The organism is Streptomyces sp. NPDC086766 (assembly GCF_044746005.1).
Lineage (GTDB): Bacteria > Actinomycetota > Actinomycetes > Streptomycetales > Streptomycetaceae > Streptomyces.
The window spans coordinates 18,869-42,238 of the sequence record NZ_JBIVBI010000027.1 but is presented as its reverse complement, the minus strand read 5'-3'; the positions used below and the strand labels follow the sequence as shown (position 1 = coordinate 42,238).

General features: G+C 69.2%; 16 protein-coding genes, 1 tRNA gene and 1 pseudogene. 5 read left to right on the top strand and 13 right to left on the bottom strand.

The features are described from left to right. The 4 genes and pseudogenes from ACIPM1_RS31535 to ACIPM1_RS31520 all read right to left on the bottom strand — a co-directional run. Positions 1 to 199: pseudogene (locus tag ACIPM1_RS31535) on the bottom strand (IS5/IS1182 family transposase); the annotation flags it as partial. A 239-nt stretch (positions 200 to 438) separates the two neighbouring features. Continuing rightward, entirely contained in the window at positions 439 to 900 is a 462-nt protein-coding gene (locus ACIPM1_RS31530) for a helicase associated domain-containing protein (protein ID WP_402440451.1), read from the bottom strand. Between the two features lie 157 nt (positions 901 to 1,057). After that, the gene (locus ACIPM1_RS31525; RefSeq protein WP_402440449.1) at positions 1,058 to 1,231 is read right to left on the bottom strand and encodes a hypothetical protein; all 174 of its coding nucleotides are present in this window, start codon (positions 1,229 to 1,231) and stop codon (positions 1,058 to 1,060) included. Positions 1,232 to 1,447: 216 nt separating this feature from the next. After that, positions 1,448 to 2,773 (bottom strand): hypothetical protein, encoded by a 1,326-nt coding sequence (locus ACIPM1_RS31520; protein WP_402440447.1) that lies wholly within the window; start codon positions 2,771 to 2,773, stop codon positions 1,448 to 1,450. 235 nt (positions 2,774 to 3,008) lie between these two features. Between ACIPM1_RS31520 and ACIPM1_RS31515 the strand changes: the two genes are divergently transcribed. Next, positions 3,009 to 4,991: a helix-turn-helix domain-containing protein gene (locus tag ACIPM1_RS31515; protein ID WP_402440445.1), complete on the top strand. Its 1,983-nt coding sequence runs from the start codon at positions 3,009 to 3,011 to the stop codon at positions 4,989 to 4,991. An 82-nt stretch (positions 4,992 to 5,073) separates the two neighbouring features. Here the strand turns inward: ACIPM1_RS31515 and ACIPM1_RS31510 are convergent, their stop codons facing one another. From ACIPM1_RS31510 to ACIPM1_RS31475, 8 genes are all read right to left on the bottom strand, one after another. Continuing rightward, a complete protein-coding gene (locus ACIPM1_RS31510; protein ID WP_402440443.1) occupies positions 5,074 to 6,021 on the bottom strand; it encodes a hypothetical protein in 948 nt (315 codons plus the stop codon). A 644-nt stretch (positions 6,022 to 6,665) separates the two neighbouring features. Continuing rightward, complete coding sequence (locus ACIPM1_RS31505) at positions 6,666 to 6,920, bottom strand: hypothetical protein (RefSeq protein WP_402440441.1); 255 nt, start codon at positions 6,918 to 6,920, stop codon at positions 6,666 to 6,668. Between the two features lie 107 nt (positions 6,921 to 7,027). Beyond that, positions 7,028 to 7,714, bottom strand: coding sequence for a hypothetical protein (locus ACIPM1_RS31500; RefSeq protein ID WP_402440439.1), 687 nt, complete (start codon positions 7,712 to 7,714; stop codon positions 7,028 to 7,030). Further along, complete coding sequence (locus ACIPM1_RS31495; protein WP_402440437.1) at positions 7,714 to 8,355, bottom strand: RNA polymerase sigma factor; 642 nt, start codon at positions 8,353 to 8,355, stop codon at positions 7,714 to 7,716. Before ACIPM1_RS31495 ends, ACIPM1_RS31500 begins: the two co-directional genes overlap by 1 nt. A gap of 611 nt (positions 8,356 to 8,966) precedes the next feature. Further along, positions 8,967 to 10,082, bottom strand: a complete 1,116-nt coding sequence (locus ACIPM1_RS31490) for an AAA family ATPase (RefSeq protein WP_402440435.1) — start codon at positions 10,080 to 10,082, stop codon at positions 8,967 to 8,969. A gap of 130 nt (positions 10,083 to 10,212) precedes the next feature. After that, complete coding sequence (locus ACIPM1_RS31485) at positions 10,213 to 12,537, bottom strand: transposase (RefSeq protein ID WP_402440433.1); 2,325 nt, start codon at positions 12,535 to 12,537, stop codon at positions 10,213 to 10,215. Between the two features lie 20 nt (positions 12,538 to 12,557). Then, on the bottom strand, positions 12,558 to 13,160 hold the full coding sequence (locus tag ACIPM1_RS31480) for a TnsA-like heteromeric transposase endonuclease subunit (protein WP_402440431.1): 603 nt from the start codon (positions 13,158 to 13,160) through the stop codon (positions 12,558 to 12,560). Positions 13,161 to 13,615: 455 nt separating this feature from the next. Then, entirely contained in the window at positions 13,616 to 15,727 is a 2,112-nt protein-coding gene (locus ACIPM1_RS31475; protein ID WP_402440453.1) for a P-loop NTPase fold protein, read from the bottom strand. 140 nt (positions 15,728 to 15,867) lie between these two features. Here ACIPM1_RS31475 and ACIPM1_RS31470 point away from each other — a divergent pair. Then, a tRNA-Met gene (locus ACIPM1_RS31470) sits at positions 15,868 to 15,941 on the top strand. Positions 15,942 to 15,997: 56 nt separating this feature from the next. Here the strand turns inward: ACIPM1_RS31470 and ACIPM1_RS31465 are convergent. Next, positions 15,998 to 17,035: a TniQ family protein gene (locus ACIPM1_RS31465; RefSeq protein WP_402440429.1), complete on the bottom strand. Its 1,038-nt coding sequence runs from the start codon at positions 17,033 to 17,035 to the stop codon at positions 15,998 to 16,000. Between the two features lie 177 nt (positions 17,036 to 17,212). Here ACIPM1_RS31465 and ACIPM1_RS31460 point away from each other — a divergent pair, with 177 nt between their 5' ends. The 3 genes from ACIPM1_RS31460 to ACIPM1_RS31450 all read left to right on the top strand — a co-directional run bounded on the left by ACIPM1_RS31460 (position 17,213) and on the right by ACIPM1_RS31450 (position 22,889). Next, positions 17,213 to 19,585 (top strand): Helicase associated domain protein, encoded by a 2,373-nt coding sequence (locus tag ACIPM1_RS31460; RefSeq protein ID WP_402440427.1) that lies wholly within the window; start codon positions 17,213 to 17,215, stop codon positions 19,583 to 19,585. Positions 19,586 to 19,790: 205 nt separating this feature from the next. Continuing rightward, positions 19,791 to 20,300, top strand: coding sequence for a hypothetical protein (locus tag ACIPM1_RS31455; protein ID WP_402440425.1), 510 nt, complete (start codon positions 19,791 to 19,793; stop codon positions 20,298 to 20,300). Between the two features lie 135 nt (positions 20,301 to 20,435). Continuing rightward, positions 20,436 to 22,889 (top strand): Helicase associated domain protein, encoded by a 2,454-nt coding sequence (locus ACIPM1_RS31450; RefSeq protein ID WP_402440423.1) that lies wholly within the window; start codon positions 20,436 to 20,438, stop codon positions 22,887 to 22,889. Positions 22,890 to 23,370 lie beyond the last annotated feature (481 nt).

Genomic DNA, 23,370 nt, shown 5'->3' with positions numbered 1-23,370 from the left:
GCGTGACCGCTGCGGCCAGGATCTGCGGCGGCATGCTCGGTCGTCCGTTCGCCGACGGGTACATGTCCGCGAACATCTCCGCCGGGAACAGCGCACCACGGTGCTCGGCCAGAAACGCGAACACGCTTCCGGTCGGGATCAACTCCCGGCAGATCTCCCACACATCCGGCCCGACCGTCTGTCCGGCCCATTCCCCCATCACCACGAAACGAGTCTGGCCCCGCCGCTCACGCGGCGGGGCCAGAACCCCAAGATCTTCATGAGCCTTCTAGGGCCGGAAGCCGGGGCCGGACAGCAGCGACCGGGAGGAAAGATTTCGGGACATGGCGAAGGCCCGGACACCTGGTCCGGGCCTCGGCTCGTTGTAGTAAGGGAGTCGGCAACCCCACGCACACATGGGTTATGGGGCGTCAGCCCTGGAATGTTTGCGTCGGCGGTCTACGTCCACCGCATCCCGATCGCGGACAGCTGTTCCACCCGCTCCGGCGCAGCCCGCGAGCGCTGGTTCCCGATCCACGCCCCGAGCCGGAGCTCCCGCTCCTCGTGGTCCTCGCCGACGATGATCCGTTCGACGTGCTTCCTCGGCACGCGCAGGTGCCCCTCACGCTCGAAGAACTGCTTGGCGGACTCATAGCTCATCGCCCACTTGTCGGCCTGTGTACGGCGCGGTTTGGGCTTCTCGTCCTCGGTCGCGGGCTCGATCCCGAGGACCTGCTCGCACATCCACTGCTGCACGGTGGTGAGGTTGTCCCAGCCGAGCCGGACCGACTGCACCCACACGGTCTGACGGCCTGGCTCTTCGTGGCCGGAGCGGCTTCCATCGGCGCCGTCACCGGAGCTATCACCGCGTTGGTCGCCGTCCTCACGGGACTGGGCAAGATCAACTGGCTTCTCGGACATGGTCGACGAGACGACTCGGTAAGGGAAGGACTAATGTCACGGTCTCAGTAGGCCTCCTCCGGGACCTGCCCGCGGCCTGATCATCCGCGCGCGGTCGGATAGCGGCCCCGGCCCCCATCCCCTGGGCCGGGGCCGCTGTGTGTTTGTTTGAGATCCGTCAAAGGCGTAGTGGCCGGCCGAAGAGGACCTGTTCCATGTCGAGGCGATGGGCACGCAGTTCGTACCTTCGCCGGGCGCGGTGTTCGGCGAAGTGCCGCAGGTACATCTGCGGCACCGTGTGATCGCGGGTCTTGCCGGCCGCCTGCTTCTTCGCTGCGGACTGTCTGCCCACCCGTCTTCCCTCCCCGGTTGTCCCTGCTCAGTAAATGCTGCGCTTCGTGGTGTCCGGAGACCGGGTGCTGGGGGTTGTACTGCGCTGCGAGGTAGGGCCGTTGGGAGGGTGTGCTGCGGCCCGCCCGTTGGGGCACGGAGCGGACGCTCGAAGACTCATCCGGCGATACGTTCTCGCTTCGCCCGGCATGGCAGTGGCGGGCGAAGCGAGAATTGTTCAGCGACCCCAGCGACCCCAGCGGCGCGGTAGGAGCGACCGCCAGTTGAAGCGTCCGCGACGGACGTGGGGAGAGGGTGCCTGCTGGGGTGGGTCGGGGGCGATGGGCGGCCGCGGCGGCACTGCGGCGGCAGTAGGCGGCAGCGGTACCGGCGTCGGCGCTTTGAAGGCGTCGGCCGGTTCGCTGGTGGTGGCTGTGGTGGCTGTGGTGGCTGTCGGGAGGGGGAGCTGGGTGGGAGTGGTCTGTGTGCGCTGCTGGGCATGTTCGCGGGCACGGCGGCGTCGGTAGCGTTCGCGGCCGTGTTCGGCGCGTTCCAGGGCGGACATGGTGGCGTGGGCGCTGGCGGGGCGGAAGTCGGTCCGTTTGCCTAGGGCGAGCAGCGGCTGGGGGACCAGGCCCCACCAGGTGGCGTCGTCGGCGGGCTGTGGGTGGGAGATGATCCAGTCTCGTTTCCAGGAGGCCATGTCGCCGCTCCAGTCCTCTTCGGGCTGGGGGGTGTAGGTGCGCTGGTGGCCGCCGTAGGGGAGGAGCACCGTGTCGTCGTCGAGCCAGCACACGGTGGCGCCTGCGGCGGCGAGCTGCCGCTGGGCTGGGGTAGGGCGCACTTTGGTGTGCGTGATCGTCTTGCCGTAGGGCTGGACGTTGACGGAGCCGGCCACGTCGCAGTGCAGCGCATCGTCGCGGTCGAACACCCACCAGTGCGCGGCCTTGGCTCCGTACTGGGTGCGAGTGGCGGTGAGGCGGCGTGTGACGGCGGCCGGGGTGAGCAGGCGGCGCGGTCGCTCCAGGACGACGACGTGGTCGCCGCGGCGCACGATCAGGGCGGGCGGTATGTCCCAGCGTTGTCCGGCGAGTTCGGCGTCGATGCGCAGGCTCACACTGGCATGGGGCAGGACGCGCAGCAGCTGGTCGCGCAGGGCGAGCATCGTGGTGAGGTCGGCCTGGATGTTGGCCTGGTGCTGGGCGGGGGCCGGGCAGTGGTCGGCGCCGGAGGAGACGGTGTCGTGGCGGAAGCGGGGCGTGAAGCGGGAGGCGGGGCTGGAGGGCCACTGCAGGATTAGCCTGTGGCCGCAGGCCAGGCATCGGTAGCGACCGTTGGCGCGGCCGTGCGGCAGCCGGGCGGAGGTGTCGGGGTCGCGGCGCAGGTCGATGATCCGTCCGTGGTCGGCGACGTCGACGGCGAGCTGGCCCATCCGCGGCAGCTTGCAGCGCGTGCTGCGGCGGGCGGCGCCGGCGGGCAGAGCGAGCGGGCGGGGAGGGGCACTGGGGTTGGTACTGGGGCGGGGCGAGCGGGTGGGGGTGGTGCCGGCGGCGTGGCGGGTCATGCGGGGCGACTCCAGGGTCGGGGAGGGACGGGGCGTTGAGAGAAGCCTTGCCCGGATGGAGTTGTCCGTCAGTTGTCCGGTCGCGTTTGTGCAGGTGGCGGCCGGACATGGCCGGACTGGTCCGGACAGGCAGCTGTGGTCGGACAACGTGGGGTCGCGCTCTATCGCCAGTTTCTGACTATCCGTACGCTGATCGTCGGTGTACGGCGGGGGAGAGCCGGGGGGCTGGGGGGTCATGGCAGAGAAGAAGCCGGGCGGTCGGGGATACGGCGGGTTTCACAAGGACGCGACGCCCGAGAGCATCGAGCTGGCGAAGTTCCTGCGGGGCCTGGTGAAGCGAGCGGGTAAGACGCAGCGGGACCTGGAGCAGCCCACCGGCTACGGAAAAAGCACCATCTCCTCATTCCTGAGCGGCGAGACCGTTCCTTCTCAGGCCTTCGTCCAGAAATTGGTCACCCACGTCACCCATCCCCGCCAGCAAGCGGCGTGCATGAATGAAGCCTTACGCCTGTTCGTCGCTGCCCAACGCCCGAAGCCTGCCCCGGAGCTTCCCGCGCCGCGTGCGGCAGCGGAGAACGACCCATCGGGCGCAGCTTTGGCCAGCGTCGCGGCCACCGCCCAGGACCAGGCCGCAAAAGCCCATGAACAACTCGCGCAGGCCCACGAGCGCAACCAGCAACTGATGGAAGAGCGGGGCCGTACCCAGCAGCTGGTACTGAGCCTCAGCCGGTTCACCGCCGAGCTGCAGCAGCAGGTCACGACTCTGCAGGACCAGTACGACGAGGAAAATGAGGAGAACGAGGCGCGTCTTCGCCAGCTCACCGACCAGTTAGAGGCGGCGCAACGGGAGCTGCGCCGGGCGCGGGCCAGCCGAGACGAGACCGAGGTTCTCCTGGCCAGGCTGCGGAAACGCAGTGACGAACTGGAGGAGGAACTCGCCCAGTCCCGCCGGACCGTCACCTCCTTCGAAGAGCCCAGGCTGCCGCCGCTGCCGGAAGAGCTCCAGGAGGCGTTCTTCCGCGCCGACTTCGACAAGGCCCTGCGCGCCGCAGAAGGGTTCCTCAATGACGGCCAGCAACGGCGGGACGCGGTCAGCGATGAGTGGCGTCTGATCAGGCCCCGCCGGTCGGCGCTGCACACCGTCGATCGTCTGCGGACCGGCTGTCATCTGCTGGGGCGTGCCTTGGGGTGCCTGGCGATGATGTCCGCAGCGGCGCTTTACGTGGCGGCCACCAAGTCCGGCGCGGACGGCTGGACGATCCTGCTCGACGTGCTGATGTTGGTCGGCATCGGCCTCGTCAGTGACCCGTGGAGCCCGATGGCGCAGCTGTGGCCGGCCATCCGCGCCGGAGTGCGCCGGGAGCCGATGACCCGGCCCATCACCATCAGCGCGCGGGCGATGGCCGTACGGGCAGGACGGTGCCTGATCGCCGGGCTGGCCGCGACCGGCGCCGCGTTGAGCGTGGAGTGCTCGGTGCAGTGGAGTGCCTGGTGGCTGGTTCCGCTGTTGCCGGCGACTGCCGCGTGTGCCGGTTACGTAGTGTTCGGCCACGATCAGCGTGTTGTCCTGCTGGTGCAGGAGGCCCTCGGGGAACTGGGCGCGGACTTCAAGACTCCGCCGCATCCGCATCGCTCAACGGCAGCCTCGATGGGAATGACGTCGCCGGTCGTCGTGAGCGATTCCGAATGGCTCGAGGCGCGGCGCAAGGAAATCGGGGACTCCCTGACGGGCGGCTGGCGCGAGAGCGCCGTGTGGATCAAGCTGGTCGTCCTGTTCTCGGTCTTCCTGGTCAGCATCGCCATCGTCGGGGTGCTGGCGAACACCGTGTCGCATACGGCTCGCACGTGGCATACCCCGGGCGGGTGGCACTGGCACGGTGTGGTCGCCACGATCGACGCCCCGGTCCAGGCCTACCTGACTGCGCACTCCGCCGGGCTGCCGCTCCCCGTCACCACGTTGCATCTGCTGTGGATCGCCAGCGGCTCGGTGCTGCTGCTGATGAGCTTCCTGTTCGGCGGCTTCGGGGCGCGGACGACCTGGATCCTGTGGGGTGCCGCCACCATCGTCATGGTGTGGTCGGGCACGCCGGGGGCCGCCCGCCAGGTAGCAGCCGGCCTCGCCACAGTCGCGTGGGGGATGGCGTCGATACTGGCGATGCGGGGCCTCAACCTGCGATCGATCGCGTCACAAAGCGTGGTCGTCTCGAAGGATTCCTAGCGCCCGGGCGGCGCGACCGTCCATCGGACGCAGGTCAGCCCGGTCGACTTGGGTGGGCAGAAGCACTGCGGGAAGGGGACTCTCAGAACTTGGCGAAGGCGATATCCACGCAGTCGCTGCACATGTCGGGCACATCGAAGTCCGCAGCCCGCTGACAGCGGCCGCAGATGCCTTCGAGGGGGTGCGCGCCCCACAAACACATCAGGACCTGGCCGACAGGATCATCGGCAGTCTGGGTCGGTACGACGCATGGTTCGCCCGGCGAGCACTCGGCGCACTCGTAGGCCGGCGGCTCGCCGCCCTGGGTGATTGCCTCGTAGAAGCTGCCCACGCCGTAGGCGTCCACTGCCTCCGCGACTTCGTCGAACGTCTTGCCGCACAACAGGCAGCCGACGGGCCGCTTGTCCCCATTGCCAGCCAGGAGTGCAGCGAAGTGACCGCACGACGTGCAGCGCAGTGCGTGCCCACTGGCGGGCCCGAGCTTCTCGCCTAGCGGGCCGAGCCGGCGGTCGACCAGGCCGCGGATCTGGCCGACCAGCGGCCTGATGGTCTCCATCAGCTCCCAGGCGTCTGTCGCCGCGTCGCTGTCGTCGTGGGGCAGCAGCTCCTCGTCGATGAAGGTCAGCAGCAGGTCGAGGACTGGGATGGCGCGAGCCTCCACGGCGACGGTGGTGTCGGTGGCACCGAAGTGGGTCAGACGGTTACGCAGATCGACCAGGGCCTTGAGGGCGCCGTCGTCCGGGTCGATCGGGTTTGCGATCCGCACCTCGTCACGCAGCCGCCCGAGGGCGTCCCTCGTGCCGACGCTCTTGAAGTTGCCCAGCCGGTGCAGCCGCTCATCGAACTGCCTCGGCTTCACCCAGACCAGAGCCGCGTCGTGCAGTTCCAGACGGGCCTTGAACAGGGTCTCGGCCGCGAACTGCAGGTGCAGAACCGCGTACTTCAGCGCGCGTCCTTCCGGCTCGCCGACCAGGGAGCTGACCGAACTGTGCAGGTAGTCCAGGCCGTTGATGATGACCGGGAAGTGCATGTCCCCCCGGTAGCTCAAAGCTGCCCCCTCGCAGTTCGGTGATGGTCCCCTTCTGCTCCCCGCAGGATCACCGGGACCGGTACCACCCTACGAGACCACCGGCGCCCTGGGCCGGGCGCGCAAGCAGCTCACCGCCGTGAGTGGCGCGGGCGACGTGCTTCCCCTAGGTACCGCATGCCTGCGCCGCCGGTGCCCGCCGTTCTACAGCAGGTCTTCGTCGCCAGCAGGTCTTCGTCGGCCCACACCCATCCGAAGTGCCTGGCGAGGTATGTCAGTGCTCAACGTATGAGCGCTTGGCGTTCTGGGCGGGGCATGCTGGCTGACCTGATGATCATGATGCACATCTCCGGCCCGGGGTTGCTCTCGCCGGGACCGAGGGAGCCAGGTCGATCACGTCTCCGAGAGCGGGAGAGGACCACACGAGCGCACACCCGACCTTTCACCCGTCGCCTCCCGCGCCGGAAGCTCCGGCCGGACTGCTCGCGCAACGGCGCGCCGACCCGCGGGCCAAGAGTGGGTCGCGGTCCTCAAGCGAGAGGAGACGTCAAAGGAACCGCGCCGGCCCATTCCCCTCGCCTTGCCGGGCGAGGGAACGCCGACGGGGCCGCGACGCCTGCTCGTCGCCGCCCCGTCGTCCCGGGAGGTCAGACCTGCCGGGGCCTGCTGATGACGCGCAGCGCGACGTCGTAGGCCATGCCCGCCACGGCCAGGACGACCGCCGGCCAGACGACACCGGGCTGTACGTGCCCGGTCGCGATGGCCGCAGTCAGCCCGCCGCCACTGCCCACCGCGGTCAGAGCGGGGATCGTCGGCATCTTGGGCATCTTGACGATCACCACGTGACCGGTCTCGTCCTTTCGAACCGCGGCGGTCTGTTCCATGTCACTCTGGGGGTGCATCGCTTGCTCCGTAACAGTTGCTGGTCTTGGCGGATCGGTTCGGCGCGGGGCAGTGATCACACAGGTGGTGGCCCGGAGCGTTCCTAGGCACTCGGGGCCACCACCCATCAATCAGACGTCGTCATCGGCGTCTCCTTCGTCTGGGCCGGACCGTGTGGCACGCGGCTCCTGCTGAAGTGCCTCAGCAGACGCGCCGTCTTACGTGCCTCCGAGCGCGCCTTCGTCAGCCGCAGGTTGGTCACGATCATCACAGCGGTGTTCACGACGGTCACGCCGACCGTCGCCGTCGCCGAGGTCAACGTGACCGAGCCGTACAGGAAGAGGGCGACGATCGCACCGGTCAGCAGCATGCTGGCGCCGCAGGCGCCCGCCAGCAGTACGGCGATATGCCGACGCCGCTCCAGCCGCTGCTGGGCCAGCCGCTGCTGGAGCACAGCCCGGCGGCTGCTGCGCGCCACCAGTTGACGCCGGGTCATCGTGGACGCGGGCGCGGAGTAGGCCTCCTCCAGCGCGGCGGTCTCGGCCCACCGGGCACGCAGACGATCGCCCTGCGCAGTGATCCTGCGCAGCCGCTCCGCCCGCACAGCGGCTGGCTCTGTGGCGTAGCGGGGGTCGGGCTCCCGCAGAGCTTCCGAAACTGCGCCGAGCATCAGGTCGTCGCGCTCGCCTGGGATCAGGCGAGTCAGCTCCTCGTTGCTGAAGACCCCGGGAGGGTCATCCCAGCGAGGGGCGGCCGGGGCGTCGGGAAAGCCCTCTTCAGAGCCACTCTGCCGCGGAACTTCACTGTCCGACATCACTTTCCCTCCCCCTCCTCGGCGAGTTCGTCCGGGTTCTCCGGCTCCGTCTGGCTGCCGGCTTGCTTAGGCGGCAGCCCGCGGGCGAGCAGCGCCCGCTCGAACCTGATGCGCGCCCGGTGCAGATGAGAGCGCTCGGTGCCGGGACCCACGCCCTTTATCTCGGCACGCTCCTGGGTGTCGTAGCCCTCCGCCGCGAGTGTCAGGCTCATCCGCAACGGCAGGGGAAGATCGTTCAGCGCGGCGAGGACCAACTGCGTGCCCTCCCGCTGGATGTAGAGAGCCTCTGGCGTCAACATCTCGGCGAACGCCCGCCGTGTCTGTTCGGAGAGCGCCTCCTCGCCGGCGATCTCGGGATCGGCCGTGAGCGTCTCCATGTCCAGACGGCGCCTGATCCTGCGGAACGCGTCAAGTGCGCGCCGCCGCAGGATGGTGAAGAACATCGCCTGCGGAATGGTGGTGTTGCCCCAGGACGCATGTACGTGCGAGAGGGCGTCCAACGTGGCCTCCTCCGCGTCCTGACGGCTCAGGACGGGAAAGAGCCCGCGCACGTAGAAGACACCCCGCGGGAACCAGTAGTCGTAGAAATCCTCGAACGTGAGGGCCGCGGCATGCCGGTCCTCCTGGGGAGGCGGCGTCATGGGCCGCTCCGCGAACTGCACTGCACAGTGGTGCACCCTTCTCCAGTGCGGGACGGGCCCGCTTCGCTGGAGGGGATGTCGCAAGAACTCCTCGATACGCGGCAGTTCCGCCGTGTGACGTGCGCCACATGATGCGTCTGCTCTGGTACCGGCCGGTGTCCAGGACCGCCGACCCTCGTACGGGGGATCTTCAGCGCCCGGCCGTGATGGCTAGGCGAGCGCCGGGAGTTGGCCCGGGATGAGACGACTAACCACCGCCGTGCTCGCAGTCCTGGCCCTCGTCGGCACCACGACTCTGCCCGCACACGCCGAGGCGAACGTCAAGGACAGCAAGGTCAACCTGAGCGTCAAAGGCCGCTCGACGCCCTGCTCCGGCCGGTCGTGGCACCCACGCAGCGGAGAGCCTCCTGTGCCGCCGATTCCGCTTCAGCCGTCTCGACACGTGCCGCGAACCGCGGCATGATCCGCCCCTCCATGGCCCGCACGGCCGGCCAGTCCCGCACGGCGACGCCGGTGCGTGACTGGCCGGCGTCGGCCGAACCGAATGACCGGAGCGGGCACATCGGCCAGCTGCCGGATGCCCACGTCGCTGAGGTCTCCGTGGCGGTGTGTCAAAGGCTGAGCTGAGCTGTCGCGGCGTCGATCTCTTTCTCGGTGATGTTCTCGCTGCCGCTGCGGATCGCGAGGACGGCGGCGGTGGAGATGACGTAGGCGAGGGCTTTGAAGTAGCCGCCGGTGCGCTGGTGCAGTTTGACAGCATGCTTGCTCAGGGCGTTCTCCTCCAGCCGGTACAGGCTCAGGTCGGCCTCGAAGCCTGCCAGGACGCGCCGGAAAGTCTCGTCGTCCTCGGTGTCCAGGGGCAGGGGGTGCAGCCAGGCCACCGGCAGCAGTCCAGTGGAGGAGGGGGAGTCGGGATCGGGACCCGTCGGGCGTCCGGCTTGCTCGAGCCGCCTCCGGTTCTCGTCGCTGACTTGGATGAGGTCCTGGGCCAGGATGCGGGCCTGGTGCAGGCGGTGGCTGGCGCCGGCGCCGCAGAAAATGAGCGAGATGCCCAGTTTGTCGCGCAGGTAGTCGAAGTAGGGCAGCACGTTCGCCAGGTGCTGCGGGGAGGCGCGGTCGATGTCGTCGATGAGCAGCAGACGGGTCTGCGCGTTCTCCAGGACGTAGTTGACCGGCAGGGTCACGTCCTGGTGCCTGCGCATCTCCAGGACTTCCTGAAGGTTCTTCGGCTCGGGGTTGAGACCCAGGTAGGATCCGATCTCCCAGAGCCAGTTCACCCTCAGTTCCGGGTCCGCGGGGGTGGTGATGTGCACCACCGGGACCGTGTTCTGCTGCCTGCCGTTCGTGGCGGCTTCGATCTCCCTCTGGACGGTGCGTCCCACTGCTCGCAGCAGGCAGGTCTTGCCGGTGCCCGGAGGCCCGTCGATGACATGGTCTGTCAGCCCGGCACGGTTCCCGCTGTTGCGGTGGACCGCCTCGACGACCATCTCCTGCACGTGGGACATCGCGTCGGTGGGCACCATCCGCAGATGCCGGTGGTAGGCGATGGCCTGTTCGTCCTTCTTCCTGTCCGCAGGGGGACTGCTGTCCGCCGCCAGGGCAGGTGGCTTCACTTCCTCGTCGACGAAGCTGTTCCAGCCGGTGAGCTGGAACAGCGGCAGAGGCCGCATCGGGGTGTCTTTCAGCTGCTGACGCAGACGGGCTTCACGCTGCTTTCGCAGTTCCACGGTCGCCTTCATCACGCTTCCCCTCTCGTCACGGTCCTGGCCCTCTTCGGCAGACCCGCTTCGGACCGGGAACGCGCCCCGCGCCCCGGCCGGTTTGCCGCCACGTCGTTCACGGTCTTCGCCTTCTCGGCTACGTCTGCCAGGCTTCGGGGTTGTCCTCGTCCTGGTCGCCGTCGGGATCGAGGTCGTCGAGGAGCTCCGCCTCGACGACCTCGTAGGGATCCGCCGTTTCGGCGGTGGAGGCGTCCGGCCGACTACCGTCGCCGTCGTCGGGGAAGAGCGCCGCCAGCGGATGCGGAGCCTGCCCGCTGCCTGTGTCTGCGGGCGGCGCCGGCGGGGGCGCCGTGGGGGAGATGGGCAGCGCCGGGTAGGGCCGAAGCGTCGACAGGTCGAACTCCTTCAGGCCCGCGTAGGGGTCCCGGGACGGGTCTTCCGTATCCAGCTCCAGTCCCTGGAAAGGGGGTTCGGCACCGGTGCGCCGGGGCGGAGGCCTGCGGCTGCGGCGGCGCCGGTCGCGCTGCGCCAGGGACAGGGCGATCGCCTCCTCGTCCTTCTCGCTGCCGCCGGACGTGCAGTGCCGTTCGGCGTGCTCCTGCCACATGTCCGCGGTCCACGGGTCGTTCAGCAGGTGCTGGAGCCGGAAATCGCAGGTCACCCAGGTGTCCGCCGTGTGGTCGTACAGCCACACCCGCTCGGGACGGTAGGGGTTGAAGCGGCACTCCCACCGGTTCGCCCGGCCGGGCAGTTTCGAGCCGCCGCGCAGGAGGATCTCCTGGTAGTGCCCGGCGTCCCGCGCGACGGGCTGATAGATCCGATAGTCGATCATGAAGCCGCCCTTGCCGGGGACGACCCACTGCGGCAGCAGGAAGAAGCGGTTCCGGGCGGGGGAGAGCGGCACTGGCCGGTAGCCGCTGCGGGCCACCTGGACGGCGTACATGTCGTTCGGCGACAGCACGACACGGGGCCGGAACGGGTCACGCAGCCCCGCATCGGGGGTCTGCTGGTACTCCAGCGCCACCCACTCCTGGGCCATCTGCTGGAGCTCGGCGATCGTGAACAGCGGCATCCGGTCGATGCCGCGGCCGCGCTTCTTGTGGCTACGCCCCTGCCAGCCGTGCCGCACATACTGACTGAAGCGGTGCGCGAGGGTGGTGAAGAAGTGCTCGACCAGCGGCTTGTCGGTCGGGGTCTTCTTGCGCGCCGGCCGGCGGGCGATGCGCAGCCGGTCGCAGACCTCGGTGAAATGCTCACTCACATAGGGGCTGCCCTGGTCGTAGACGATCAACTCGGGCCGGATGACAGGGCGGGCGGCAGTGGCCTCGGTGAACCGCTCGTCCGCCGCCCGCAGCGCCCCGAACGGCAGGCTGGACGCGGCCGCCGCGCTCAGCGGGTCCCAGCCGGGCATCATCGGCCAGGGCGCGAGGGCCTGCGCCAGCATCAGGGTCAGGTCGATTGCCCGGGTCGCCCGGCCCGCCCGTCCGCTCTCGGTGTCCCCGGCACGGCTGGGTGTGATCATCAGCGCGCACACGCTGTGGTTGGACACATCGATGAGCGAGGTCATCTCCGTGGCGGTGGGCCGACCGTCGTCGCCGCGGGCCAGGATCCGCAGCGGCGTGGTGTCGGTCTGGGTTACCTCTCCCGGCCGCAGCACAGGCTCGCGCCCGCCGTGAGGCAGAGGCGGGGTGGAGGCCAGGGCGGCCCGGGCTCGCGTCGGCCGGTCCAGGGCATCAGCCAGGCCGGACTCCTTCATCCTGAGGTAGAAGGTGGACCGGGAGGGCAGCAGGGCCGCCACCGCAGCCGGATCGCCGAGTTCTTTGCCGTAGCGCGCGTGCAGGAGATCCTCTACCTCCTCGCGGATCACATCGATGGTCACGTCCGAGTCGTGCGCGCGCCGGGCCACCACCTCCTGCATGGCCGTCAGGCACCGCGGATCGGTGAAGCCTCCCGGCCGTCCCTCCCGCGGCCGAGGCAGCAGGACGACCGGATTCTCCCCGGCCGCCTTCCACTTGCGCCGCTTGTCGGCAAGGGTGTGGGCGGAACAGCGGATGCCCTCGGCGGCCAGCCGCGCCGACATCGCGGCACACCGCTGAGCCAGCGTCGTCCCCGGCCCGAACCCCCGCGCAGGCTCGCTCCGGTCCGGCGCCAGACCGGTGTCGATCTCCACCATCCGCGCCTGCCACAGAGCGGCCTCCTCATCCCGGCCCTCCTGCCGTCCCCACCTGCCAAGGGCCGCATCGTCAGCAGCTGGCGCTCCACCGCCGCTGAGGACAGCGAAATCCTCCGCACCCACCAGCCACCGGTACGACACCGCCCGCGGCGTCTCTTTGCCGTCCTGCGGCACCAGCGTGACCTGCGGCCCCTGCCACGCCACCACCTCCCACTCGCGCTCCTGCCAGCGCACCCGTGCCCCGATGGAGAGCGACCCCGCATGCCTGCCCTCACTCGTTGCCGCCATGCCCGCCCCCTTCCGGTCCTTCAGGCCGTCCAGGCCAGGGCATCGGGCAGCAGCGGCTGCGCCATGTCGAACAACAGTCGTCGCTGCCAGAGCAACCGGTAGGCGAGGTCCAGACCCGTCAGCTCGTCCAGCCCGCTCGCCGCCACCCCCGTCCGCAGACCGGTCGGCTGACTGAACGCCTCCAGCAGCGCCTGTGCCTGGCCCGTCTCGGCGCCCACGGGGAACCGGTAGCCGGCCAGCCATCCCAGGTTCCGCCCGCGCAGCCCCGACGGCTCACGCACCTGCCGCACCCGCCACCCCGCTGCCCGCGCCACCTCCTCGAGCACCTCAAGCCTCGCCGCGGGCAGGCTCTTGTGGCCGGACGGTTTCAGCACCAGCACCTCACGCACGCCCTCGGCCGTGCGCGCCACGAAATCGGGGCGCCACCGGCGAAGGCAGCCTCCCACCCGCCACTGCAGTTCCACCGGGCGTGCGCTGAACGCCGCCCAGGCCGGCTCGAAGTCCAGCTCCACGGCCAGCCGCCACTGCCGCAGGCTGCCGCACACCACGGTCTGCTCCCGGGTCGCCACCGGCCAGTAGGTGATGATGCCCTTGCGGCCCCGGTAGGGCACCGGCTCACTCACCGGCCTGAACTCCTCCAGCGCAACCCCTCGAAGCCCGGCTGCGTCGCACGAGCGGACCGGTCCGTGCGGCTCGCGGTACAGGGCTACGACACCGTGCTCCGCGCCCGGCGCAGTCTCGCCTTTTGGCAGGCCGCCAGGGGACTCCGCCGTGCTCACGGGCCTACCCCCTGCCGCGCTCCCATGCCGTCTCGCGCACTGCTTTCAGCAGCTGTTCACTCAGCCCCGGCCGTTTCTTGGCCGTGACCGTCGCCGCAACTGTCCGGCTCTCCATGTTGTTCCACGTCGTGCTGGGAGAGCTTCCCCGCCTGCTGGATACGCCTGAAAGGGTGAATGGGTCTGCGGTCAGGAGAGGCTGGCCGCCCCTTTCACGTAGGGACCGTGGGGCCCAGGGCGACAAGGGGGAGGGGGCGGACCATATAGGTAACTTCTGCACTGCGGTCATGAACCGCGTGAGGTCAAAATTCAGGCCTCCATCCTGTCGAGTACTTCTCGTACAGGGACAGAGCGGCTGCCAGTTCCTCGTTGGGCTCGATCGTCCCGTCGTCGAGGGACCGGCGCAGGGACGCGACGGCTTCAGCTAGAGGTGTCTCGCCCCCGAATGCGTTCACGAGCGGGTCCCAGGCGAGCCGCTTTTCGGTCCGCACGGCCACGCTGCCCATCGTCTGGCTGTGCACCGGTGACGTCGCGCTCTCCAGCAGGCGCGCGATGACCCGCGGATCGGACAGCGACTCAAGGGGTGAAGGATCGTCTGTGCCGGTTGTCGCCGCGATGAGCGTCCGCAGCAGCATCCTTTCGCTGGCAAGGTCCTCGGGACGAGTTGTGTGAAGCTGGGAGTGAAGCTCCTGCTTCAGGGATTGGGCGGTGTCCTCCGTGATCAACCCCTGGTCGTTCGAGCCGCCCGAGACGATGCCGAGCAGAAGGGCCTTGCCGTAGAGGCTTGCGATGCTGTGGAAGAGGCTGCGGACGGTGGGGTCGACCGCGCCTTCGCTGAGGGTACGGAGCAGAGCGCTCACCGGGCTCAGGACAGCCCATTCACCGCCCAGAGACAGCATCCCGGTAGACCCCAACCGGATACGCGGCAGTTGATGCATCAGCGCCTTGGCTGTGGGCAGCACCTGCTCCTCGGACACGTCGCGGAGGTAAGGGACAAGACGCTTGAGGACATCGTCCAGCAGGGGATCCGGCACCTGGCCCAGCGCCTCGGTGAGCGCGGACTCGTCGCCGATCGTGTCTGCGACGTTGTCGATGCACCGAATCGGTGCCCGGCCTGCGGGAAGCTGTCGGTGGAGGTAGAAGTTCAGCACTCTGCTGCAGGCCACGCGGCGGCCTCGTTCCCAGGTCGGGACCCAGTCAGAGCCGTAGTTGCTGCCACCGAAGAGCCTTGCAGCGGCAGGGAACAGCAGACGGATAACCGACTGGGCGTGGCCGTCCAGGAGACGGCTGAAGTCCTCCACGAATGCCTTCTCGTGCGGATCCTGCCCAGCGTTGCGCTGATGGAGTGGGGTGGTTCCCGTGAGCAGGTCCACCGAAGTGGGCAGCAAGTCGTGTGCTGCGGGATACCGGACGCGGAGCGCCTCGAGCGCCAGGACGTCGACAAGACTCACTTCTGCGCGCAGGCTGCGGACGGTCAGAGGCACGGATGCCAAATACCGCTTCACATCCCGGATGGTGGAGAACATGGGAAGAATGACCTGCACAAACATATCCGGCCACCGCGCCTCGTCGAGCGGTCCGGCGTCGATCCCATCGAGCGCCTCGGCCAGTCCCCGGCCGATGACCGGTGACAGCGCCTGAGTGGGGAGGGGAGGCACGTCCATCGCGATCTTCACGATCTTCTCGAGGTACGCGGATCCCTCGACAGCCCCGTCCGTCAGCGCCCTCTCCACAACTGAGCGGTCAAAGCAGAGGACGTAGACGATGTTCGGGAACGACCCCGTCAGACGCACGAGCCGGAAGAGGTCGCGGATCTCCTGCTGTGACAGGCGGTCAATGTCGTCGACAAAAACCACGATCCGCCCTGGCAGATCCGCGAGGAGCGCAGTGAGCGCCACCCGCTGCTGGTGGATGGTTTCCTGCTCCTCGCCCAGGAGTTTGGACGCTCCGGTGGCGACGGCGTTTGCGCCTTCCAGAACGGCCCCGGCGCCAGGTATGAACTTCAGCGGAGACAGGGCGGACGAGTACCTGCCCAGACGCTCTGCGACTGCGCGGCCTGCGCTTTTGAGTTTGTCCTTCAGCCTGCGTTCGTCCCGCAGTTGTCCGGCGAGTTCGTCGAAGAAGAACCGCATGAGCTGGTCGGTGCCGGAGAAGAACCACGGGTTGAACTTGACGACTTGCACGTCGTCGAGCGCTTCCAAGGCGCTTGAGGTGAGGTTCAGCAGGGAAGTCTTGCCCGAGCCCCATTTTCCTGTCAGCGCGACAACCGCGCCGTGCTTCGCGGAGGTCCTGTGGATCTCCGCCGCGAACGCCTCCGCGAGCCCGGCACGCTGCAGCAAGTCTTCGCTGGCGTCCTCAATCGGGTCGTCCCCGTTGAGGAGACTGCTGACGTTGATTGAAGCGCCGTTGTCCATGCCCACCTACCCTCGGTCACCGTGGAAAGCGAGCGTAGCGGCGCCCACTGACACTGAAACGAGGGTCCGACAACGATGGTGGATCTTCGGCCTGCTTGTTCGGTACGCCTGTCGTCATGGCGTACGGTGGTCTCTACCGACGCGGGGTGGAGCAGCTCGGTAGCTCGCTGGGCTCATAACCCAGAGGTCGCAGGTTCAAATCCTGTCCCCGCTACTGCAAGGCTGCAGGGCCCGGAACCATATGGTTTCGGGCCCTCGCCCGTATGAGACCTACATCTCGGCGGCTGTCATGCCCAGTTGCCAGGGCAGGCACGAGCGCTGGTCCACGGAGCCGGTCCGGGCCGCCGCCCGGTGATGCCCCATCGCCAGCACCAGGCCATCCCCGCCCGCTGGACAGTCCGCGGTGGGCGCCTGCGTACGGTGACGTCCCAGCCACATCAGCAGTGCCTGGCGTCCTTCTGCCGCATCCACTTCCCACTGGGCCATCAGCGGTTCGACACCGGCGAGCCACTGCTCGCGGCCTGACGCGTCCCGCTGTCCCATCACTTCGAAGTCCAGCATGGCCTGTGCCAGCCATGCCGCCTCGGGGTAGATCACCAGCGGGGCCGCCCGCATCTCCCACGCGTCCAGCCCGGCCGTTTGGGCCCGCAGCGTCCAGCAGGTGGCGTCCGGTGTCCGGGTCCACCAGTACACGGCCACCTGGAAGGCGTCGGCGAACAGTTCCTCGCCCGCCGGCCCCCACCGTTCGGCCAGCTGCCGGCGCACGCGGTGCGCAGCCATTGTCTCGGGCAGATCGGCCAGATCCACGACGTCCGGGGCGCGGCCGCGGGAGTCGTCCGTCCAGAAGCCGTGGCGCAGGCACACCTGCCAGCTGTCCGGCGACATCAGCCGGACCAACGCACCCGCCCCCGTAGCGTCCCCGCACCGTGGGCAGCAGCGCACGAGATGCCCTGCCACCGGCTCCCAGGGCCACCGCCACTGCGCCGCGCCCCAGTCTGTCAGCAGCCGGTCCGCGTGCAGGCTAGGCAGGTCCCGCTGCAGGAGATCGGCCGGCAGGCCCGCCAGGACCGACAGGTAGCGCAGTCCCGCCTCGTTCACATACATCTCGGTGCACTGCGGGTACTTCTCCACGCGTCCGGGATCCGCGGACGCCTGGCCCTGCCCGACCCGGTCGAGGAAAGCGGCCAGGCCCAGACCGTTGGCGTGTGCGAGCCGGTTCACGAACGAACCCGTCGACTCGCCCTCCACCGGCCGAACGCGCATCGGCAGCGGCCTGCGGGGCCCGTACAGGCCGGGATCGTTCAGCACCGCCGCCCCCCTTGTGCCGAACCTGCCGTCCCAGCCACCGTGACCGGCCCCGCAGTAGCCGGTCAAGACCGCCCGCACTCATTCGGGTGAACCCGGCCTGACGCCTCGTCACCAGCTCCCGCACCTCTTCCACCCTGGGTGGAGCAGGTGCTCGTGCACACCGCCCCGGGGAGGGCCATGGCCACGACGACGCGCATCCGCCCAGACTCCACCACGGCATCCGCTGCGGTGCCACGGTTGAAGACCCGCCTGCGCGGCCACCAGCAGAGCGCCGCGGACACCTGCGTGAGCAGCTTCATCGAGGGCTACCGCCGCGCCACCATCCTCATGCCCACCGGCACCGGGAAGACTCTGGTGGCCCTGCACGTCGTCCACGAGACCGCACCCGGCGGCGTCTCCCTCGTGGTGGTGCCCTCCCTGCGCCTGCTCGAGCAGACCGCCGCGGAATGGCACCGCGAAGGACGTCCCGGCCGCTACCTCGGCGTCTGCTCCTCCAACGACCCGGCGGACCCGGACCTGGCCGGCATCCTCACCATGGTCGACAACGGCGACGAACTGGCCCGGCAGGCAGCCGACACCCTCGGACCGCTCAACGTGTTCTGCACCTACAGCTCCCTGGACAAGGTCGCCGACGCCCACCGCGACCACCACCTGCCCCGCTGGGACGTCCTGGTCGCCGACGAAGCCCACCGCACCGCAGGCGACTACAACAAGCCGTGGGCCCGGGTCCACGACGACGACCAACTGCCCGCCCGCCACCGCCTGTACATGACCGCCACCGCCCGCATCCTCGACAAGGAGAAGGCCCGCGCCCGCGGCACCCCCGCCGACGTCACCGCATCGATGGACGACCCGAGCATCTACGGGTCTGTCGTCTACCGCATCTCCCTCAGAGAAGCGATCGACCAGGGACTCCTCGCCGACTACCGCATCGCCGGCGTCGTCATCCGCGACGAGGACCTGCGCGGCCTCTTAAACCGGCTCCCCGCCAACACCTGGACCGGTGAAGCCCTGCGTGCCGCAGCCGCCCAGGTCGCCCTGCTGATCGCGCAGAACCGCTACGACCTGCGCCGCACCCTGACCTTCCACCCCTGCATCGCCGCAGCAGAAGTCTGCGCCAAGACCCTCCCCGAAACCGCAGCCCTCCTGCCCCCGGCCTACCAGGACCCCCTGCAGGTCGGCACCATCAGCTCTCGGCAGAGCCCCCTCGAACGCCACACCAACTACACCGCGTTCGCCGCCACCCCCCTCAACACCCCCGCCTCACAGCAGCCGCCCCGCCGAGCCGTCCTGACCAACTGCCGCTGCTGCGCCGAAGGCGTCGACATCCCCGCCATCGACTCCCTGCTGTTCGCCCACCCCAAGACCAGCTCCATCGACATCATCCAGTCCATCGGCCGCGCCCTGCGCCAGACCCCCGGCGACAACAAGATCTCCACCATCGTCATCCCCATCTACATGGCCCCCAGTGAAAGCCTCGCGGAGGCGGTCAAGAAGACCGCCTTCCACCTGATCTACCGGGTCCTCATCGACCTCGACGTCTACGACGAGCACACCTTCCACCTCGTCGACCACTTCCGTTACCCGGCCGACGACACAACCCCCCGGATCGCCCCGCCCCCGGAACGCGCCGACGAGATCATCCCCGTCCTCGACCTGAACGACGTCATGGCCCCCAACCGGGTATGGGAAGCCGGCTTCGAGATCGCCACGGACTTCCACACCCAGCACGGCCACCTCGACGTCCCCAGCCTCCACCTGCACGACGGCTACTTCTACCTCGGCTGGTGGATCGGCGTGCAGCGCTCCCTGCGCATCAACGGCATGCTCCTGCCCGAACGCATCGCAGCACTCGACACGCTCGACATGATCTGGAAGCACCCCCCGCACAGCATCGAATGCAAACTCCTCATCGCCCGCGACTACGTCAAACGCCACGGCCACCTCGCACCCCGCTACGCCGAGCACCACCAAGGCCTGCACCTGGGGCGCTGGCTGGCCGAGCGGCGAAAGGAAGCCCGCACCCGCCGCCTGCCCCACTGCTACCAGCGGGCCCTGAACGAGATCTACCCCTGGTGGAACACCCGAGGCAACGCCGAATGGAAACGCACCTACGCCCGCGTGCACGCCGCCGCACGCGACGGCACCCTGCTCTTCCCCGGTCCGCGCCAACTCACCGAAGCTGCCCCCGAACTCACCCAGTGGCTGGCCCAGCAGATCGACAACCTCGACCAGTTGGAGCCCTACCAGCGCCACCTCCTGGGCGAGCTTCCCATCGAGCATCCTCTGGCCCTTTTGCTGCGCCGCCCCCGCGGCGCCTCCCAGTGGGCCTTCGCCCGGGGCCTCAAGGCCGCCTACACCTACCGGCGCCGCCACCATCACCTCGACGTCCCCTACGACTACATCTGCGAGGACAGTTTCGGCTTCGCCCTGGGACGGTGGATCGCCGAGAGGCGACGCACGCCGCACACTCTCTCCCGGGAACAACTCGACGCGCTGGAGGCCCTCGACATGCGCTGGTCCTCACGCCAGATGGTCACCACCCGCTGAAGCCGCCGTGCGCGCACCAAAGACACGGCCGTCCTTGCGTTCCAGCCGCCGCCCGCCGCCGTACCGGATACTCCCGTCGGCGGCCGCCGCACCCCTTCGGACATCCCGGGAACCCGGGCGCACCGCCGCCCCTGCACCCGCACAACCACCGCATCCAATGGCACGACGAAACGGACACGACCCCCGGTCAGGAGCACCCCGCATCATGACGACATCACCGAAGCCATTCGCCCCGATCCCCCTCTACAACATCAGCCTCAGCCACGTCAGGCTCCCCAGCACCCAGCTGCACATCGACCGCCTGTCCAAACGCTCCACCAAGCTCGCTCTGGGCACCGACGTGGTCCTCGTCGCGCTCAGCACCTCCGCCGGCCCGGCCCCCGACGAGCCCGCCGACACCGACCGAAGCCGCTTGACCTGGCCGGCCTGGAAGGCCAGCACCGTCCCTTCGACCCACCAGGAATGGAAGGCAGTCTTCTTCACCAGGGACCGCACCTTCCGAGGCCTCTACTACGAAGCCCCCGACGCCGGCAGCTCGCAGATCCTCCACGCCGCCCCCGCCGTACTGCCCGATCCCATGTGGCAGATGCTCCAGAACACGTCCTGCGCGGTCCTGTGCACCGGCCTTGTCGGAGACCCTTCCGCCGCCGACATCAGAACCGCCCTGCTGCAGGGAAAGCTCCAAGCGCTCTTGGTGGAGGCCCTGTTCGGTTAGTCGCCGGACCGGCCCACAGACATCCCCTACCGTTGGCGGCACAGCTCACGCCCACCTCTCGGGGCCGGCGCACCGCCCTTGGCGGAGACGGATCCCGCCGCCTGTCGTTCCACCACGCACCGAGGAACCGCCCCCATGTCTTCCTCTCCAGAGCATGCGGCCAAGGCCGAGGCCGAGGCCGTCGCCGTCACGGCCTCCCGCTCCCGCCCCGCCCGGTTGCCGCTGCGTCCAGACCAGCAGCGGGCGGTCGACAGCGCGGTGCGCCATCTCGCGCGCGCCGGCACCCGCGGGCACGCGGTGTCCGCCTGCGGCACGGGCAAGACACTCACCGCGCTGCGGACCGCCGAAGCCCTCGACGCCCGGCACCTGCTGATCGCCGTGCCAACCCTGGACCTCATCTCCCAGTGGGCCCAGGCCGCCCGCGACGACCACCGCCGGGAGGCGATGATGGCCGTCTCCTCGCTGGCCGCGTCCAAGCACCCCGTCCTGGCCGGGGCAGCCGTCCACAGCACCAACAACCCGCAGTTCCTGGCGGACTGGCTGGCTAGGCACGAGCGGGCCACCGTCTTCGTCACGCTCGACTCTCTCCCGAAGATCGAACAGACCCGGCACACCCCCGCTCCCGTGCCGACCTTCGACCTCCTGATCGTGGACGAGGCGCACCGCACCGCGGGCAGCTGGGACAAGGACTGGACCCTCTTGCACGACCGCACCCGCATCCGGGCCGACCGCCGCCTCTACCTGACCGCCACCCCCTACGAATGGGACCCCCCGCGCCTGACGGAAGCACCCACCACCCGCCCCCGGCCCAGACGCACCGCAGCCACGGCTCCCGCATGGGACGACCCCGCCCTCGTCGCCTCTATGTCGGACGCCAAGACCTTCGGCCCCCGACTGCACACCTACACCCACGCGGACGCCATCGATGACGGGGTCCTCGCCGACTACCGACTGGTCGTCCCCACGATCACCGACACCCAACTGCGCACCGTCCTCACCACCCCCGACATCCACTCCGGCTTCGGCCCGACCGCCCGCCGCACCACCGCACTGCACCTCGCGGTCCTCAAGGCGATGACGGAACACGACCTCCACCACGTGATCGTGTACTTCCAGCAGGTCGCCGACGCCACCGACTTCGCCCGCCAGTTCCCCCACACCCTGCGCACCCTCACCGCCGACCAGCGCCCCGCCTGGGCGGACGACCTGATCGTCCAGTCGATCAACGGCACCCACAGCCCCGGCCAGCGCCACGACATCCTCACCGACTTCACCGGCGCCGAACGCGCCGTCCTGACCAACGCCCAGGTTCTGGGGGAGGGCGTCGACCTGCCCGCCGTCGACGCCGTCGTTTTCGCCGACCGCACCGCCAGCGTCCGCCGCATCGTCCAGGCCCTGGGCCGCGCCCTGCGCAAACCTCCCACCCTGGCCGCGAAGACCGCCAGCCTCGTCGTCCCCGCCTACATCCCCCACGGCGCCGACCCCACCGACCTCCTCGGCACCCCCTACGAAGCCCTCTGGCTCGTCACCGCCGCCCTCCGCCACCACGACCAGACCATCGCCGTCCGCGCCCCCCGCACCACCGCCAAACGCCGTCTGGAACAAGGCACCCGCACGCTCCTGGCGCGCCGGTTCCGTTTCGACTTCACCCTTGACCCCGACAGCATCGCCCGGGCGATGGATCTGATCGCCTGGCCCGCCGACGCTGCCGCCCTCTCCGCCCCCCGCAGGGCGGGCCTGGCGGCCGCGACCCGCTTCCACGCCGAACACCGCCACCTGCGCGTTCCCACTGACTATGAAGACGCCTACGGCTACCGGCTCGGCGCCTTCGTCACCGGCCAGCGCACCGCCCGCAGGCAAGGCCTCCTCACTGACGACTGGATCGCCGAACTTGACGCGCTCGGCATGATCTGGGACGATCACGAAGCCGCCTGGCAGGGCAACCTCACCACCGTCACCGCCTTCCATGCCGAGCACGGCCACCTCGCCATCCCCCAGCACGAGCCTGGCGGCCGATTCCTCGTCACCCAACGCGCCCTCGCCCGCGACAACCGCCTCGATTCCGACCGCCTCGCCCAGCTCACCGCCCTCGACCCCCACTGGGCCCTCCCGCACGGCCCCGACTGGCACCGCAAATACCACCTCCTGCGACGCCACATCGAAGCCGGCCACAGCCCCGCCTCACTCCACCGCGACATCGTGATCGACGAGGTGAAAGTGGGAGGTTGGCTGCACCGCCAGCTCTCCACCTGGAACCGGCTCGCCCCCGCACAACGCGACCTCCTCACCCGCCTGCAGCTGACCCCGGCCGCCCCCCTGCCACCCGCGAAGCGCCCGAGCCCGCCCGCAGCGAAGCGGACCCGCCGGTCCTTCGAACAGACCGCGCAGCTCCTCCAGCTCTTCGTCGAGCACTGGAACCGCCCGCCCGGCGCCCGGGAATGGATGGAGGCCGACGGAGAACGCATCATGATCGGACCCTGGCTGTGCAAGGCCCGCACCCGGCGCAAAGCCCATCAACTCACACAGAAACAAGATGAGTTGATGGCAAAGATCCTCCAGGCGGACTGGACAACCCCCACATCCGAGTAACGGCGGCCGGCCCGTACACGGAACAGACACCCCTCGGGCAGGCGTCTCCGCGTCGTCACCGAGCTTTCGCAGGGCGAGGTCACTCGCGGAACACCAAGAGCTGCGGATGCCGACAAGATGCGTCCCGTGCGGTCCCGCGAGGCCGGGTGGATCGGGAGCTGACCCAGGCGGCTCGCCAATGGGCGCGGAAGGCGGGAATCGAGGTCAGGGCCAATGGCTCGTTGGACGCTCGAGTCCTGGCCTTCTACCAGCTCCACGCTGTCGGCATGGCGAGTTTCCTCGCCACCACAGCCTCATTCCCGAGAGCGTCGTACACGGATGGGCCGATGATGAGGAGATCGCACTCGGCGCACGCGGACGTCTGCCCAGCACACCTGGCTCGGCTACGCGGCTTCTGCACTGACCCAGCTCGCGAAGGCTCCGGACGAGGACGCGCAGGATGGCTTTGTCCACGAGATCGGGCAGCACTTCGACATCGATT

Excerpts from the sequence above, each read along its gene's own strand:
- ACIPM1_RS31485 (WP_402440433.1), bottom strand. The coding sequence starts at position 12,537 with ATGGCGGCAACGAGTGAGGGCAGGCATGCGGGGTCGCTCTCCATCGGG.
- ACIPM1_RS31500 (WP_402440439.1), bottom strand. The coding sequence starts at position 7,714 with ATGTCGGACAGTGAAGTTCCGCGGCAGAGTGGCTCTGAAGAGGGCTTT.
- ACIPM1_RS31530 (WP_402440451.1), bottom strand. The coding sequence starts at position 900 with ATGTCCGAGAAGCCAGTTGATCTTGCCCAGTCCCGTGAGGACGGCGAC.
- ACIPM1_RS31520 (WP_402440447.1), bottom strand. The coding sequence starts at position 2,773 with ATGACCCGCCACGCCGCCGGCACCACCCCCACCCGCTCGCCCCGCCCC.
- ACIPM1_RS31510 (WP_402440443.1), bottom strand. The coding sequence starts at position 6,021 with ATGCACTTCCCGGTCATCATCAACGGCCTGGACTACCTGCACAGTTCG.
- ACIPM1_RS31450 (WP_402440423.1), top strand. The coding sequence starts at position 20,436 with ATGTCTTCCTCTCCAGAGCATGCGGCCAAGGCCGAGGCCGAGGCCGTC.
- ACIPM1_RS31475 (WP_402440453.1), bottom strand. The coding sequence starts at position 15,727 with ATGGACAACGGCGCTTCAATCAACGTCAGCAGTCTCCTCAACGGGGAC.
- ACIPM1_RS31515 (WP_402440445.1), top strand. The coding sequence starts at position 3,009 with ATGGCAGAGAAGAAGCCGGGCGGTCGGGGATACGGCGGGTTTCACAAG.
- ACIPM1_RS31505 (WP_402440441.1), bottom strand. The coding sequence starts at position 6,920 with ATGCACCCCCAGAGTGACATGGAACAGACCGCCGCGGTTCGAAAGGAC.
- ACIPM1_RS31460 (WP_402440427.1), top strand. The coding sequence starts at position 17,213 with ATGGCCACGACGACGCGCATCCGCCCAGACTCCACCACGGCATCCGCT.
- ACIPM1_RS31495 (WP_402440437.1), bottom strand. The coding sequence starts at position 8,355 with ATGACGCCGCCTCCCCAGGAGGACCGGCATGCCGCGGCCCTCACGTTC.
- ACIPM1_RS31455 (WP_402440425.1), top strand. The coding sequence starts at position 19,791 with ATGACGACATCACCGAAGCCATTCGCCCCGATCCCCCTCTACAACATC.